The organism is Rheinheimera sp. (assembly GCF_030690345.1).
In the GTDB taxonomy this organism is placed as follows: domain Bacteria; phylum Pseudomonadota; class Gammaproteobacteria; order Enterobacterales; family Alteromonadaceae; genus Alishewanella.
This window is the reverse complement of record NZ_JAUYGV010000008.1, coordinates 485,392-501,840: the sequence shown is the minus strand read 5'-3', so window position 1 is coordinate 501,840 and position 16,449 is coordinate 485,392. Positions and strand designations below refer to the sequence as shown.

At 52.4% G+C, this 16,449-nt stretch carries 12 protein-coding genes and 1 riboswitch; of the genes, 3 read left to right on the top strand and 9 right to left on the bottom strand.

Going from position 1 to position 16,449, the window contains the following annotated elements:
• Window positions 1-147 precede the first annotated feature (147 nt).
• Entirely contained in the window at window positions 148-1,491 is a 1,344-nt protein-coding gene (mgtE, locus tag Q8O77_RS17245) for a magnesium transporter (RefSeq protein WP_305556189.1), read from the top strand.
• 7 nt (window positions 1,492-1,498) lie between these two features.
• On the opposite strand, the gene Q8O77_RS17240 is transcribed toward mgtE, so the two are convergent.
• From Q8O77_RS17240 to Q8O77_RS17205, 8 genes are all read right to left on the bottom strand, one after another.
• The gene (locus Q8O77_RS17240; protein ID WP_305556187.1) at window positions 1,499-2,551 is read right to left on the bottom strand and encodes an HlyD family secretion protein; all 1,053 of its coding nucleotides are present in this window, start codon (window positions 2,549-2,551) and stop codon (window positions 1,499-1,501) included.
• Window positions 2,551-3,879 (bottom strand): glycosyltransferase, encoded by a 1,329-nt coding sequence (locus Q8O77_RS17235; protein ID WP_305556184.1) that lies wholly within the window; start codon window positions 3,877-3,879, stop codon window positions 2,551-2,553. The genes Q8O77_RS17240 and Q8O77_RS17235 overlap by 1 nt, the downstream gene beginning before the upstream one ends.
• Window positions 3,876-5,261, bottom strand: a complete 1,386-nt coding sequence (locus tag Q8O77_RS17230) for a hypothetical protein (protein WP_305556181.1) — start codon at window positions 5,259-5,261, stop codon at window positions 3,876-3,878. Before Q8O77_RS17230 ends, Q8O77_RS17235 begins: the two co-directional genes overlap by 4 nt.
• 300 nt (window positions 5,262-5,561) lie before the next feature.
• Entirely contained in the window at window positions 5,562-7,460 is a 1,899-nt protein-coding gene (locus Q8O77_RS17225) for a bifunctional diguanylate cyclase/phosphodiesterase (RefSeq protein ID WP_305556178.1), read from the bottom strand.
• Window positions 7,461-7,528: 68 nt separating this feature from the next.
• The gene (locus Q8O77_RS17220) at window positions 7,529-8,392 is read right to left on the bottom strand and encodes a cation diffusion facilitator family transporter (RefSeq protein WP_305556175.1); all 864 of its coding nucleotides are present in this window, start codon (window positions 8,390-8,392) and stop codon (window positions 7,529-7,531) included.
• A 58-nt stretch (window positions 8,393-8,450) separates the two neighbouring features.
• A complete protein-coding gene (arsJ, locus tag Q8O77_RS17215; protein WP_305556172.1) occupies window positions 8,451-9,653 on the bottom strand; it encodes an organoarsenical effux MFS transporter ArsJ in 1,203 nt (400 codons plus the stop codon).
• Window positions 9,654-9,676: 23 nt separating this feature from the next.
• Window positions 9,677-10,687 (bottom strand): ArsJ-associated glyceraldehyde-3-phosphate dehydrogenase, encoded by a 1,011-nt coding sequence (locus Q8O77_RS17210; protein WP_305556170.1) that lies wholly within the window; start codon window positions 10,685-10,687, stop codon window positions 9,677-9,679.
• A gap of 17 nt (window positions 10,688-10,704) precedes the next feature.
• Window positions 10,705-11,478 (bottom strand): metalloregulator ArsR/SmtB family transcription factor, encoded by a 774-nt coding sequence (locus tag Q8O77_RS17205; protein ID WP_305556166.1) that lies wholly within the window; start codon window positions 11,476-11,478, stop codon window positions 10,705-10,707.
• Between the two features lie 142 nt (window positions 11,479-11,620).
• On the opposite strand from Q8O77_RS17205, the gene Q8O77_RS17200 reads away from it, so the two are divergent.
• On the top strand, window positions 11,621-13,267 hold the full coding sequence (locus Q8O77_RS17200; protein ID WP_305556163.1) for a methyl-accepting chemotaxis protein: 1,647 nt from the start codon (window positions 11,621-11,623) through the stop codon (window positions 13,265-13,267).
• Here the strand turns inward: Q8O77_RS17200 and Q8O77_RS17195 are convergent.
• Complete coding sequence (locus Q8O77_RS17195; protein WP_305556160.1) at window positions 13,264-14,112, bottom strand: hypothetical protein; 849 nt, start codon at window positions 14,110-14,112, stop codon at window positions 13,264-13,266. The two genes, Q8O77_RS17200 and Q8O77_RS17195, sit on opposite strands and share 4 nt — an antisense overlap.
• Before the next feature lie 112 nt (window positions 14,113-14,224).
• Window positions 14,225-14,321, top strand: a riboswitch (TPP riboswitch).
• Between the two features lie 39 nt (window positions 14,322-14,360).
• On the opposite strand from Q8O77_RS17195, the gene Q8O77_RS17190 reads away from it, so the two are divergent.
• Window positions 14,361-16,448 (top strand): TonB-dependent receptor, encoded by a 2,088-nt coding sequence (locus Q8O77_RS17190; RefSeq protein ID WP_305556157.1) that lies wholly within the window; start codon window positions 14,361-14,363, stop codon window positions 16,446-16,448.
• Window position 16,449 lies beyond the last annotated feature (1 nt).

Here is a 16,449-nt window from a genome sequence, read left to right as displayed (position 1 = left end):
AATAGAGCGAGTACCCGTATGGACGTGCCCGGTATGGATATACCCGGTAGCAGGCGTGGCCTGACAACTGATACCCCCGATAAGAATTCTGCTTGGTAAGCTGCGCGAATAGCGGCCCTTGCTAAGCCTGTTTAGTAAGAGGTTGCTATGGAATTACCTGTGCTGATCGGCACGCTGCGCACCGCGTTGGAGTCAAATACGGTGCCTTTGCTGCGTGAGCAACTGGACGATGTACACCCGGCCGATTTAGCCTCTGCGCTGGTCGAATTTGCTCCGAATGATCTATGGACCCTGCTTACTGTATTTCCACGGGCTGAACAAGCTGAAGTATTCGGCTATTTACCGGCTGAACAGCAGGTAAAGCTGTCTATCAGCATCAGCCGGCGCAAGCTGGCGCCTATTATCCGCCAGATGTCATCAGATGAACGCGCCGACTTATTTAACCGCCTGGACGACGAACAGCGCGAAACTCTGCTGCCAGCGCTGGCGCAAGCCGAGCGGGAAGATTTGTTGCGGCTGACGTCACACAAAGAAGGCACCGCCGGTGCCATTATGACCTCAGACTATGCCATCCTGGCGGCGGAACTGACAGTAACCCTGGCGCTGGACTCATTGCGCCGTGAAGCGCCGGATAAAGAAACCATTTATTCCGCTTATGTGGTAGATGCTGCGCGCAAGCTTATCGGTGTAGTGTCATTGCGGGATCTTATTCTGGCACCGCTGCAAATGCCGCTGGAAGAGCTGATTAACCACGACCCGATTTATGCCGTTGTCGATATGCCACAGGAAGAAGTCGCGGCCCTTATTGCCAAGTACGACTTACTGGCGCTGCCGATTGTAAACAATGAACACCAGATGGTGGGTATTGTTACCTACGATGATGCGATGGACGTGGCCGCCGCCGAGGCCACCGAGGACTTTCACAAAACCGCCACCATCGGTAAGCTTGAAACCAGCGTTAAAGACGCCGGCATCGGGCTCTTGTATCGCAAGCGGGTGTTTTGGTTGGTTATTTTAGTGTTTGGCAATATCTTCTCCGGCGCCGGCATTGCTTATTTTGAAGGTACCATTTCCAGCCACATTGCTTTGTTATTCTTTCTGCCGCTGTTAATCGGTAGCAGCGGTAATGCCGGCGCCCAGGCAGGCACCCTGATGGTGCGGGCATTGGCCACAGGCGACATTAAACTTCGCGACTGGGGTTATTTACTCGGTAAAGAATGCCTGGTGGCCGGCTTGCTTGGTTTAACCATGGCAGCCGCTGTGGTGGGTTTAGGCTGGTGGCGCGGCGGTTACGATATTGCCGTGGTCGTGGCGCTCACCATGATGCTGGTCGTCATGGCCGGCAGCTTAATTGGCTTATCATTGCCGTTTTTGCTCAGCCGCTTTAAACTCGATCCGGCCACCGCAAGCGGCCCGCTAATCACTTCAATAGCCGACGTCGCCGGCGTGGTGTTGTATTTCTCCATCGCCAGTTGGTATTTGGCGTTGTAACCGGCTTTTACCACAAATAATCAAAGCTGATTTCCAGCGGTAAACCTTCAATATCCGGCAGTGGTTGCTGTGGCGTTAACGTCAGTCGCAATACCGCTTGCTCGCCGTCGAAGGGGCCACTGAGATTAGCCGGCAGGCGCTGCAGTAACTCGGCTGGTTCGGTGATGCTGGCGCGCACCTTATCACCGTTCGGCAGTTTTACACTGGCCTGTTGGCCTGGTTTGGCGTAGTTCATATACTTAGGCGGCAGGTAAGCGAAAATAACCGGTTGTGGCCGGTTGGATAAAATCAGCAGCGGTTGGTCCTGGCGCAGGTATTCGCCGGGCTTTACCTGAACAGCAATAACCTTGCCCGGCTGGGTGGCGCGAAGTTGTAACTGGCTTCGCTGCGCCTGCAGTTGTGCCAAGCTAAGCTGCAACTGGCGTCGCGCTTGAGCCACAGTGCCGGCCAGCGCCTGAATTTCCTGTTGCTGGCGCAGTTGCACTACTTCTGTTTTGGCCTGCTCTAAGGCCAGCTTAGCGTTAGTCAGTGTTTGTTGTACTACCGCCATCTCATGGGTTGATACCAAACCGGAGCGCTTAAAATCCTGATAACTTTGCAGGTAAGCTGCTTGTTGCGTGACGGCGTCGCCGGCAATGGCGATGGCAGCTTCACGCTGTTGTAATACGCTCAGGTCGCTGGTATCCACCGGCAGTGCCAGCTGCGCCAGCTGGTTTTGCAGTTCGGCAATTTGCGCATCTAACTGTGGGTTATGTAACTGTAATAGCAAGCTGCCGGCCTGCAGTTGCTGACCTTCGGTTACCTCTATGCTCAGCAATCTGGCGGCCACCGGCGCGCGCAGCTCTATCGGGTCGGTGGTCACTATGCCTGGTGCCAATACCAACAGCTTGGGCCGCAGCAGCAGCCACAGGATCAGCAGCATCGGCAGAATGATCACAGCCAGCAACATATACCAACGGGCTTTATAAGCGCCTCGCTTCGCGGCAGCGTAGTCTACTTTCAGGCCTTGCTCTATGGTCGGCTTGGTGCTTTTGGCGCCGGCGGAGTAACTGATCTTCATTAAAACTTTCTTCCACGTTTGAGCACCCACCAGGGCGCCATTGAGCTTTCTTCATGTGAGCGGCGTACCACTTCATTTAGCAGCGCGAATAAACACACCAGCCGCATAAAGAAGGCATAAAAAGGGTAAAGCGGTAACCAGGGCAGCAGGCGCAGGTCTTGCTTTAACCGCTCGGAGATAGCGATAAGCACCAGCGCATAAAAAAAGCTTAGGATTGCTAAATACAGCAGGTACACGCTGATGCCGATAGTGGCGTAAATTTGCCACGGATAACTCAGCGCCAGCCCTATGCTGTACGCCACTATGACAAAGGGCATTAATACGTTTTGCACTACGCCATACAGCAGGGTAAAAATAAAGGTGCCGCTACCGAGCAGGCGCGGGCTAAACGCCGGCCAGTGTTTACGCAGGTACAGAAAGAGTAAATCACCGTCCCAGCGCAGCCGTTGCAGCACCAGGGTTTTTAAATCGGCCGGGGCGTCGGTATGGCCAATGGCCAGAGTGGCAAAGGGTATACGCATCTTGGGGTGGCGGCCAAAATACTGTTTTATGCGTACGGTTAGATCGAGATCTTCGGCAGTATGGGTATCCCAGCCGCCGATTTGTTGCAAAAAGCTGCGGCGAAAAGCACCGAAGGCACCGGAAATATTATTCAGCAGGTTCCATTGGCTCAGGCCGGTTTTGCCGCCCTGCATGGAGATCAGGTATTCAATGGCCTGCATCCGGGTCAGCAGGCTGTCCTGCACATTACGCACTCGCAGTGCACCGCCTAAAGCCGGCACGTTGGGGTCGGCAAAGTAGGGTACCACCTCGCTTATCATATTGTTATCAAACGAGGTATCGGCATCGGCGTTCATTACTATTTCACCGCTGGCAATGCTTAACCCGGCATTCAGGGTGGACACCCGACCGCCGCGCTGCCATTTCGGCAAGACAATAACGCGCCGGTTCGGCAGCTTACAGGCCGCTGCGGCCGCTTTGGCTACGCTGTAGGTCAGGGCATTTTGTACGGCACCGTCTACCACGGCAATAATTTCTATTTCGCCGTCGTAGCTTTGTTCGGCCAGCGAATCTATGGTGGCTTTTACGGCCTCGCCTTCGGCGTAGCAGGTAATAATGCAGCTGACTTTAGGCCGGTACAGCGATTGCCTGGGTACGCTAAGATAGCGTTGATGATAAAACCGCACTATGCCACTTACTACCAACAGCATCAGCGGCAACTCGTACAGCAATACCAAAGGTAGCAGCCACACCAGCAAGGATAAATGCGTTGCCAGCGTATGCCACATACCCAACAGGATATAGGCCAGGGTGTTCAGGTCACTCATAGCGGCGTGGCTTTGATCAGCTCGTCGGTTAACCAGTCGGCAATATTGTCGCCGGTATCGGCCGGCAAGGTAATGGCTTTAACACTGAGTTCCAGCGCCGGTGTTTCTTGCTTTTGCTGAATATCCAGTAGCTTAGTGTAGACATGTTTTATCTGCGCCAGTCCGGTCAGCGGTAGCAACATCAGCAGGCCGTCACGGCTGTAGTTGCTGCAGGCATCGGTGATCCGAATCATATTACGCAACCGGTCCTGTAGTGCATCTAATTGCGCAAAGCCTTTGGCCTCGCCGGCGTTGGCGAGGAACTGGTCCAGATTTAACAATTGTACCGACAAAATGCAGTGGCTTTGTTTATGCCGTCTGGCCAGTTTGTTTTGCCAGTCTATCAGCCAGTAAAACTGCGCCATCGGCATCTGCTCGCCGGGTGTCAGGCTAAACACGCTGTGGCTGCGGCCCTGACGTAACAGACTGCGGCCACTGGCTGCCAGTTTATAGCTGTAGACATTGCGCACCTGCAAATCGGTCAGGCTGCTGTTGCTGTGGCAATGTAAGCATTCTGCCTGCACCAGCGCATCGGTAAACAAGGTATCGCAGCTGTTGCAGTGCTGGTTTTCAATCGGCCTGTCGTAATCTACACCGATATGGCGCAATTGCTGCAGACAGTTCGGGCAGCTTAAGGTCGACATCTTGCGAAAAGATGCCTGAGCGCCGACATGGCCGCAGCTGAAACAATGCAAACTGCTTTGTGCTTCGGTATCTATGCTGTGGCACTGCGGGCAGACATCAATGTAATTTAAGTGGCCGGAATGGCAGCAGGGGCAAAAGCGCACGCGGTTTTCCAGCTTGCCGGCGTCGAGCCAGTTTTGCTGTTTTAAGCCGCTGAGCCAACTGAAACTGTCTTCCGGTTTAATACCCCATGCTTTTAACAGCGGGTATTGATACAGCCAGGGTTTGGCCGGTACCGCATGCGGTTGTAATGTTTCATCATGCAGCCACAGGTAGGCCAGTAGTTTGTGGCCGGTATCGTCGTGGTACGTCAGCTTCAGCTGCTGTTTACGCAGCTGATAAGCCTGATATTGCTCTTTGTACTCGTTTTGCCATAAGCCGTTGGCCAGAAAAGGCGACAAAGCGCTTTCGTGTCGCGTCAGGATCAGGCAATGCGAGGTGAGATCGGCCCGGCGTAAATTGATTAACAGCGCATCCTGCTCTTCAGCCTGAGTAGCAATGACAATCAGCTCCGGCGTTTTGCCGGCTGCTATTACCTCATCGGCAGAGTGAAAGTTATCAAACCAGGGGTGCCAGGGCTCGGCATTATGCTGCCCCAACCAGACAAAATAAGGGTGGGGTAGTGTTAAAGTGCGCGGCTTTCCGGAAACGTCTGACATGCTACAACCTGATCTACAACTTAGGGTACTACTACTGTCCGTGAAGCATACTTTGGCTGGCGTCACTGCCGGCTGCATAATGATTGTGTATTAATTGCTTAAGCTTTTTAATACGTTGAATATGCGCTACTGGTTTAAATAAACTTTATCTAATTTAGGTAATAAGCCTGTATCAGGCCGGCGATTATATACACAATTTGATTGTTTTTTAAGTAGCAGGTCGGTTTAATAAGAAAATAACGCCGGCTTATTTATAGTGATGAAAGCATTAAGTATATTGTTTGTTTATATAGTGTTATTTTATTTGTTTATTGTTTGATTGTGGCGGTTAAGCAGGGGGATTACGGCTGTTTCTGCTACGGCGGCAGACCAGTAAAAGCCCTGGCCCTCATCACAACCCAGCGCTTGCAGTCGTTGCAGGGTGGCGGCGTCTTCAATGCCTTCGGCCACCGTTTTCAGGCCTAAGCTGGCGGCCATATTAATAATGGCCTGTACCAGCGGCTCGTCACGTTCAGATACACACAATGAGGCAATAAAAGAGCGGTCTATTTTTAAGGTAGTGGCATTAAAGCTGCGCAAATAACTCAGATTAGAATAACCGGTGCCAAAATCATCAATCGCAAACGTTACCCCCAATTGGCTTAGCGCATTAAGTTGGTGTTGAATAAAGTCGGTATCACCGATTAACAAGGATTCGGTCAGCTCCAACTCCAGCGCTGCCGCCGGCAGGCCGGCACGGCGTAGCGCCTGTTGCACTGTGTGCTCCAGCCCGGTGTTTTTAAATTGCACGTAAGACAGGTTTACCGCCATGCGTAGCTCGCTGAAGCCTTGTGCTCTTAACCGTGCCGCAGCCTGGCAGGCCTCGGCAATTACCCAATTGCCCAGTTCGCTGATCAAGCCGCTTTGCTCAGCCAACGGAATAAATTCGGCGGGGCTTATCATGCTGCCGTCGCTTTGTGGCCAACGCAGCAAGGCCTCAACTGAGCTGATACAGCCGCTGCGTAAATCTACTTTCGGTTGATAATGCAGCTCAAAGCCGTGTTCCTTAATGGCCAGTCGCAGGCGCTGCAACAAGTTAAACTTGTCGACATTGTCCTGATCCAATTTGTCGTCGTAAAAGCGAAAGGTATTGCGGCCATCTTCTTTGGCTTTATACATGGCCAAATCGGCTTTGCGGCACAAGACGTTAAATTCGCTACCGTCACCTGGTGCGATGGCAATACCAATCGATCCGGATACGCTGACGTCGGTTTGCATAATGCTAAACGGCTTGGTGACTTCTGTAATCAGCTGCACTGCTAATTGGCTCAGTTGTTGTTTGTCGGCGTCGGTCGGTACCAGAAACAGAAACTCGTCGCCACCAAAACGAACGACTTTTTGTTCTGTGTTTAATGCCTGCTGCAAGCGCCCGGCTAATTGGCGCAACAATATGTCGCCGGCGGAGTGGCCTAACGAATCATTTACCGGCTTAAAGTTATCCAGATCAAGAAACAACACCGCCAGTTGCTGCTGTTGCTCGCGACAGTGTTGCAGTAACTGGTTATACAGCTGTTCGCCGGAAATACGGTTAGGTAAGCCGGTTAATGGATCATGATGAGCCAGCCGTTCAATCTCCTTGCGACTGTGGCGCACTTTGTCATTTTCCTGTTGCAGTGACAGCATTAGCAGGCGCATATCGCGCACCATTAAATACACGCTAAAGCCGGTTACCGCCAAAATAACGGCCACAAACAGCAAATGTTGCCAACCCAGTGCGGGGATCACCGGGTGTAGCTGGCCGCTAAGGGTTAAGGCGGTAACCAGGCTGCAAAATGCCATCACGAATAACAACAGCGAATAGAACAAGCCTACACTGCCCAAAATGGCGGCATAGACTAATAAACCGGGAAAACCCAGCAGGGCCAGATCTCGCAGGCCGCCGGAGACATAGGCCAGGGCCGACAACATCAGTGCCATCGACCACAGCAAGATATAGGCAGAGATTAGCGCTTGTTGTTTCAGGGCAAAGCCGCCGGCAAGCAGCAGGGCAATACAGCCGGCCAAAATAAGCAGCTTAGTGGTGCCGCTGGCGACGGCCATCGCCAAAATTAAGCCAAATAAAGTAAAACCGGTAATTTGCAGTAAACGACGGATACGGAAATGGCTGATTTGCTGCTGGAAATCTTCGGTGTCATGAGCGGAAAAGTACTGTTCCGGCATACTGCGCTGGCGCCATATTAGTTTAGCTGGGTCTGATTAACTGTAGCGCTGAATGTTAAAAATACCAGCTAATCAGTGGTTTTTGGTTCAATATGTACCACCAGCTCCACCCCCAACTGCTGTATCGCCAGTTCAGCGTCATCGGCTAACTGATGCGCTTGTTGCACGGTCCAGTGTGGTGGTACCTGCATATCTACCTGGGCAAATTGTAAGGTAGCCGCAGCGCGGGTGCGTAAATTACTAAACTGTACCTTGCCGCTGGCAAACTGCGCTAAGGCTTGTTCAATGTCACTGATGCGCTGCTGTGGCAATGCTTTGTCCATTAAACCATTAACGGCACGATACAAGATGCCGCCGCCTTCATGCAATATATGCAGCGCTACCGCTATGGCCACCAGCGGATCCAGCCAGTATTGGCCACTTATTGCTGCCAGGCCCACACCTGCGACAACCCCTGCTGTGGTCCAGACGTCGGTCATTAAATGTTTGCCATCTCCTTCCAGTGCCGGCGAGTTATGCTGTTTTCCGCCGCGTAACAGCAGCAGGGCAATGCCGAGGTTGATTAAACTGGCCAGCACCGTAAGGGCGGTGCCTAAGCCCAGGCTGGCAAGCGGCTGCGGGTTAATTAAGCGCGCGCTGGCCGTGATAAAAATGGCCAGCGCAGCAAGGAAAATCATACCACCTTCAAAAGCGGCCGATAAATATTCGGCTTTGCTGTGGCCATAAGGGTGGCTGTCGTCTGCCGGGCGACGGGCAATAGTAACCATTAACAGTGCAAAACCGGCGCCGGCGACATTAACCAGTGATTCTATTGCATCAGATAAAAAGCCGACCGAGCCGGTTAGATACCAGGCCAGAGTTTTCAGCGCCATAGTGGCAAAAGCGGCCAGCAAAGACAGCAGCAATAACTGGCGCGGTCGCAGGTTTAGCATGAAGTATTCCAATCGGTATCAGCGGCTTGCTGCAGTGTAGAGCAGCCGCTGATGAATGTCATGCGCTGCGCCGTGGCAACAGCAGTGATACCAGCACGGTAGTTACCAGCATGCCGGACGAAATCCATAAACATGCGGTTAAGCCCGCCACTTGATACACCCAGCCCGACAGCACAGTGCCGATAAGGCGACCCATGGCATTGGCCATATAGTAAAAACCGACATCCAGTGACACCCCATCGCTGTTGGCATAACTGACAATCATATAGCTGTGTAAGGAAGAGTTAATGGCAAACACGGCACCAAACAGCATAAGACCGCCAAGTAGGGCGGTTTCGGCCTGCCACTGTTGCTGCAGTGCTACCGCAATAGCGGCCGGTATCGCACACAATAACAGTGCCCATAATGTTAACATGCGACCATCAGGCAGGCGGGTTTTGCCGGTAAGCATGGGCGCTATGCTTTGCACTGCGCCATAGCCAATAACCCACAGTGCCAAAAAACTGCCCACTGCCCAGTGGCTCCAGCCAAACTGGCTGGCCAGGGTGAGCGGCAGCGCAATAACAAACCAAACATCACGGGCGCCAAACAGCAGCATACGGGCGGCGGATAACACATTAATGGCGCGGCTTTTCGACAACAACTCAGTAAATTTCGGCTTGGTTTTACTTTTGCCCAGATCAGCCTTTAAACGCCATAAGCTGAACAGCCACACCGCAGCCAGCATTAGCAGCATCAGCAGGATGGCCAGGCTAAAGCCATACAGGCTCAGCAGTAAGCCGCCGAGGAAAAAGCCAATGCCTTTCAGTGCGTTTTTCGAGCCGGTAAGAATGGCAACCCATTTAAACAAGGTACTTTGCGCATCATCGGCCACCAGCAGTTTAATGCTGCTTTTGGCGCTCATCTTGTTTAAGTCTTTGGCGATGCCGGATAACGCCTGGGCGGCCATTACCCAAGGCACAATTAAATACTCTGCCGGCAGTAACAACATGCCAAGCGCCAATATTTGCAGCAACAGGCCGATATTCATGGTGTTATTTAAGCCGATGCGCGCACCCAGCCAGCCACCGACCAGGTTAGTAATAACGCCAAAAATTTCATAAAACAAAAACAGCATGGCAATGGCCAGGCCGCTGTAACCCAGGCTGTAAAAATGCAGCACCACCAGCATGCGCAGCGCACCGTCGGTTAAGGTAAAGGCCCAGTAATTCGCCGTTACCAGCATATACTGCCGTAGCTGCGGACTTAGTGTGCTTAGCATAGGCTTGTTCCGATATGCATGACTTAGTGCTTGTCCTGCAGGCCAACCAGTTTGGCCAGTTCCACCGCACGGTTGGCGTAGCCCCATTCGTTATCGTACCAGGCATAAATTTTTACCTGGGTGCCGTTAACGACCATGGTGGAGAGCGCATCGATAATGCTTGAGCGCGGATCAGTTTTGTAATCCACCGACACCAAAGGCCGGGTTTCATAACCCAGAATATCTTTTAACTCCCCCTCTGCAGCGGCTTTTAGCAGAGCATTCACTTCTTCTGCGGTGGTGGCGCGTTCTACTTCAAATACGCAGTCGGTTAACGAGGCATTGGCCAATGGCACCCGCACAGCATGGCCGTTTAAGCGACCTTTAAGCTCAGGGAAAATTTCCGTAATGGCGGTAGCCGAACCGGTGGTGGTGGGAATTAAACTGCTGCCACAGGCGCGGGCGCGGCGTAAGTCTTTGTGCGGCGTATCCAGAATGCTTTGCGTATTAGTTAAATCATGAATAGTAGTAATGCTGCCATGTTTAATACCCAGTTGTTCGTGGATGACTTTTACCACCGGCGCCAGGCAGTTAGTGGTGCAACTGGCAGCGGTAACAATGCGGTGCAGCTCTTTATTGTACAGCTGCTGGTTTACGCCCATAACTACGTTTAATACGCCCGGCTCTTTTACCGGCGCACTGACCACCACCCGTTTTACGCCCTGAGCTAAATAAGCCTCTAACACGGCTGTGCTTTTCATCTTACCGGAGGCTTCAATTACCACGTCGCATTGTGACCAGTCGGTGTCGGCTATAGCTTTGTTCTGGCTTACGTTAATGGTTTTGCTGTTAATGACGATGTTATCGCCATCGGCCGCGGCATTATGGCGCCAGATACCGTGTACCGAGTCAAAGTTCAGCAGGTGAGCGAAGGTGGCGGCATCGGCGGCCGGGTCGTTAATCTGTACAAACTCAAATTCAGGCCAATCAAACGCCGCGCGCAGGGCCAGCCGGCCAATACGGCCAAAACCATTGATGCCTACTTTAATTGTCATTTAGCTATTCCTTAGTCTCAGTTACACAGCGCGGCGCGTTGCGGCCGGTCGCCCATTTGATTCAGTTTGTTAAGGTTAGCGGCGATAAAGCCGCCGTTATTGCTCGCGGTAAGCCGCAGCACTTCTAATGCCCAGGCCGGCAGGTTATCGGCTAAGCGGTAAAACACCCATTGGCCGTGGCGGCGGTCCTGCAAGATGGCCGCTTTGCGCAGTTGCGCCAAATGGCGGGAAATTTTCGGCTGGGTTTCATCCAGTGCTGCGGTAAGCTCGCAAACACACAGCTCTTGTTGCTGGTGAATAAGCAGCAGGGCTTTTAACCGCGTATCATCTGCCAATGCTTTATAAAAGCTTAATGCATCGCTCAGCTGCTCTGGTTTAGCGCGGTATTTCTGGCTAAACAGTAAAAAGTATTTAATCCGCTCGCTCAGCTCGTTCAGCACGACATCAAAGGCTTTGGTACCCGTTTTGGCTTTAGGGTCGGCAAAATCCCACGCCAGAATTTGTGCTGCCTTTACCTGAGTAACGCAACTTTGGTGGGCTTTGTCACACAGCGTAATGGCATGGTCGAAGTAACGTTCACTTAGACTGGACAGGTCTTTGCTGTGCAGGTGTTCAGCTGAAATATTTCGTGCAGCCAGTACTGTAAATACCCGTGGGTCTATCGGCTCCGGGGCGGTGCCGGCGCTGTATACCTCAAACTCTGCTCCGGCCATCTGGCGGAACAGTGCTTCGGCTAACTGCGAGCGGGCCGAGTTACCGGTACAGATAAACAGCAGTGATTTTTTCTGCATGTCGCATATCCTTTATTTTAGATATGCGAAATATCATATATCTATATTGGGGTATGTCAATGTTAGCTGGTACGATGTCATGCAAGTGTCACTTGACCGCTTTACACTGCGCCCGATTTTAAGCCGTATGTCAGGAGCAGTGATGTTGTCTAAGTTGAAAATTTCCGGCAGGGTACTGTTGCTGGGCGTACTACCTTTGGTGATGTTGTTGCTGGTTATTGTTGCTGCGTTTTGGTCGGCGCAACAAAAAGATAAGCTGTTTAATCAGTTGTATGATAACCATCTGGCCATTCTGTCTGATGTGATGGCAGTGCAGCAAATTCTGCAGCAAACGGCGCTACAGGATATTCGGAAATACCGTACCGGCTGGGCCTCTGCAGCAGCGACCGAGCAGCTGATTAAACAACATCTGGTCACGGCAGAGCAGCATTGGCAAGGCTTTGTACACAGCCGGCCAGTACAGGAGGACGCTGAATTCTATGCCGCACTGGATCAGGCGTTTGCGGCGGCCGTGAAACACTATCAGGAGTGGATTAGTTATGCCGGCAGCGATGCGCTGCTGGTACGTATTTTAAATGAGTCTACCGTTAACAGTGAAATCGAGCTGCGTATTACCGGATTTACGGCGCTAACGGAGGCATTTATTCAGCAGCAAATTGCAGCTGCGGCCACTGTAAGAGATTCGGCAGAGCGTTTTACCACACAGTTAATACAGGCTTATATCGTTGGAGCCGGGGTGTTGCTGCTGTTGATTGGTAGTTTAATTTGGGCGGTACAACGCTCTGTATGCCGTCCACTGTGGGCACTGCGCGATATTCTCAGACAGGTGCAGCAAAGTTCAGACTTGAGTTTAAGAGCCGGCGACTCAGGTACAGATGAAGTGGCTGAAGCTGCGCAGGCCCTGAACCAAATGATCAGCCACTTTGAGCAGTTGGTGGTGAAGCTGGGTAGCAGCTTGACGGTATTAGGTGAGCAGGCAGCATTGGTGTTTCAAAGTAGTGATGATGTCAGCCAGAGTGCGGTGCGCCAAGCCGGCCAGGCTAATCAGTTGGCGACAGCCGTTGAGCAGATGAGTGTTAGCGTGCAGGACGTTGCCGTTAATGCGAAAGGCGCCGCTGATGCGGCGCAACAGGCAAAGTCGCTGTGTGTTTCCGGGCGCGGGGTTGCCACAGCAAGCGCAACAGGGATAACTGAGCTGGCGCAGCAGCTTGACCACAGCGCGCAGGTAGTACGTCAGCTGCAGCAGGAATCCGGTCAGATTTCCGGCGTGTTGGACGTGATCCGTAAAATTTCAGAACAAACCAATTTACTGGCATTAAATGCGGCCATTGAGGCAGCACGGGCCGGCGAAGCGGGGCGCGGTTTTTCGGTAGTGGCAGACGAGGTTCGCACCTTATCGGCCAATACCCAAAAAGCGACAGAGTCGATTAACAAGATGATCAGCCAGTTACAACAGCAAGCCGCCAGTGCAGTAGAAGCTATGCAACGGGCGCATAAAGATGCCGATAGCAATGTGCAATTGGCGCAAGATGCCGGGGCCCGCTTTACCGAGCTGGCAGCGGCGGTGGAGAAAATCGCAGATGCCAATTTAACCATTTGCACGGCGACGGAGCAGCAGCAGGTAGTTTCGGCAGATATTGCACAAAATATTCATCTGCTAAACGGTGATATTGTGCAGCTTAGTGACGGCGCAGCCCGTGCTGCCGGCGCCAGTGAGCAATTAAACCAGCTGGCGATGCAGCTAACCGATGACTGGCAGGTGTTTAATACCGTTGCTAAGCAGGGTTAACTTGCCGGGCAGGCACGGTACAGCGCCATCATTTGGCTGCCGGTTTGCATCAGGCTTAGCAACACGCTGGCGGCATAAATCAGCGTCAAACTCAGCAGCGCAGAAAATACAATTTTGCCGCTGCTCAGCTGTTGCTGTTTGCCGTAGGCAAACCAGGCAATAAACAACCAGCAGGCCAGAATCAGCTGGATTAAGGCTTGCAAGCCGGCCCCCAGCAGAAACAGTGTCCGCTCTGTCGCCTGTTGATATACCGTCTGTGCCTGCTGCAGTTGTTGCTGCAGCGCATCGCTGGATGCCTCGTCGGCCACTAACTCACCGCTTGTATCGGTATTGCACAGTAACTGCGCTGTCATTGGCTGCAAGGCCTGAGCGCTTTGTTCCAGTTGGATCCAGCTTTTGGCAACAACCGGGTCTATCATGCCAATATTGGTCAGCGCATTGGCAAACACCAGCAATACCATAGTAATACCGCAAAAAAAGGCAAACAGGCGGAAAAAAGCAAAGAAACTGCCGGCAACGCCGACCATTTTCAGACAGCCAAAAGCGATGGCGGCGGCGAAGAACAACAGAAATAAATCAAACAGCGCGCTGCTGGCCAGATGGGTGAAAGCTGCATCATCAGCGGGTAGCGACACCGGATTGACGGCTTCCGGTAACACCTGACTGATAAACAACGCAATAAGAAACGACAGTATTAAAAACTCGACGCCTTTGCTGATCTCATCCGGCTGTTCAGCAATAGCCAATTGCTGCTGAATAAAGCGCTTGGGGCGGAATAAACACTGGCTGAAGTGAGAAAAAAACAGCGGAATTTCAGCAATAACGCGCTCTATATAGCTTTTCATAGTGTGTCCTTGTCAGCGGCTGATACGCGGATACAGCATGACTCCGTAACAACTATAGGCGTTTAGCCGTCCTTTGCACGTTGCATGCGCAAATAAAACGCTTTACACTTGCCGCGCAACCAAGGGGTGCAATAGCTGAGATGCCGTAAGGCGAACCCTTAGAACCTGATCCGGATTATACCGGCGGAGGGATGGTGCTAACTCCTCAAGCTGGTGTGATCTCTGAAGTTTTGGAGATTCATACAACAATGCGTTTTATACCTTCGTTACTTACTCTGGCTGTATGCAGCAGTTTTTCTATTCAAGCCAATGAAGCAGAAGCTTCGGTTGAGCGTATCAGCGTGCAGGGCGATTTCCGGCAGCAATCGGTACAACAGGTTGCCGGCAGCATTGCCATTGTTGGCGAGCAAGATGCCAAACGCACCTCGGCGCAGCATCTGGATGATTTGCTCAGCCAGTTTGCCAATATAAACTTCAGTGCCGGCGCCTCGCGCGGCCGCTATATTCAGGTGCGTGGTATTGGTGAGCGCAGTGAGTTTGTTGATACCATTAACCCGTCGGTCGGTATTTTAATTGATGGTATTGATTACTCCGGTTTGGGCATCAGCGGTATCAGTGATTTGGCGCAACTGGAGGTGTTTCGTGGCCCGGAAGCCAGCCGCTTTGGCGCCAATGCGCTGGCCGGCATGCTTAACCTGACAACTAAAGGCCCAACCGCCACGCCGGAAGGCAAACTCAGTGCTACCCTGGCTAACTATGACAGCCGCCAGCTGGCCGCGCAGTTTAGTAACAGCATTAAACAGCAAGTGGGTTACAGCCTGGCGCTGGAGCAGCAAAACTCTGATGGCTTTATCGACAATGCCTTTTTAAACCGTGACGACACCAACAATATCGACGAATTTACCGGCCGGTTTAAGCTGCGTTATCAGCCAATGGATACACTGGCGTTGCAGCTGGTTACGCATTTTGTTGACCAGGACAACGGCTACGATGCTTTCTCGCTGGACCGTAACCGCACCACCTTATCTGATCAGCCCGGTCAGGATCAGATCCGCAGTAAAGCAATAGCATTGCAGGCGGATTACAGTGCGTTGCGCTTTGCTACCTTACAGGCGCAGCTTAGCTGGTTAACCGCCGATAGCGATTACGGCTTTGATGAAGATTGGAGTTATGTGGGTATTCACCCGGATGAATATTCCACCACCGACCGCTACTTACGCACGCGCGATCAACTAACGCTGGACTACCGTTTTATCTCTACGCCCGAAGGCAAGCTGGGCAACAGCGACTGGGTGCTGGGGCTGTATGCAGCCAATAAAAGCTTTGATTTAACCCGGCAGTTCTGGAACTGGGACTTATGGCAGGCCGACAGTTTTGTCAGCAGCTTAAGCCGCAGCAATGCTGCCGTATACGGCGAGCTGACCACGCCCTTTAGTGCCGGTTGGAGTTTGGTGTCGGGCCTGCGCCTGGAGCGTTACGACGATGACTACAGCGACAGCAGCGGCAATGCGATTAAAAACCACGACAGCATGTGGGGCGCCAAATTAAGCCTGAATTATCAGGTAAACCCGCAGGCATTGGTGTATCTGCTGGCATCTCGTGGCTATAAAGCCGGAGGTGTAAACGGCGATGCTCTGGCCAAAGCTGCCGATGGCAACTTAAGTGAGTTAAACAGCAAAGCCAGTTTTAAACCGGAAACCCTGTATAACGCCGAATTTGGTGTTAAAGGCAGTGCGCTGGACCAAAGCATTACCGCACGGGTGGCGGCGTTTTATATGTGGCGCGACGATATGCAGGTAAAAGGCTGGCTGAACCCGGATAGCGGGCCGCAATTTGCCGGCTTTATCGACAATGCCGGCAGTGGCCGCAACTACGGTATTGAAATGGAAAACCGCCTGCAGCTAGATCCGCAGCTGGCGCTGTTTTTATCTGCCAGCTGGCTGAAAACCAAACTGGGTAACTATATTACACTGGATGAAGAAAATTTCAGTGGTCGTGAGCAGGCGCAGGCACCGCGTTTTTCGTACAGTGTGGCCGCCGATTGGTATATCACTGAAGCGCTGACCTTTAACCTGAGCCTGCAAGGCAAAGACGCGTTCTTTTACTCCGACGGCCACAATGCCCGTTCATCACGCTATGAGCTGTTGGGCGCGCGGTTAAGCTATCAGTTGAGTAACTGGGAGCTGGCAGTATGGACGCGCAACGCACTGGATCAGGATATCGGCGTGCGCGGCTTTTACTTTGGTAACGACCCGCGGGATGGCTACCAGAGCCATGTATACGAGCAATTTGCTGAGCCGCGCCGTTTTGGTGCCAGCGCCAGCTATCAGTTCTGAG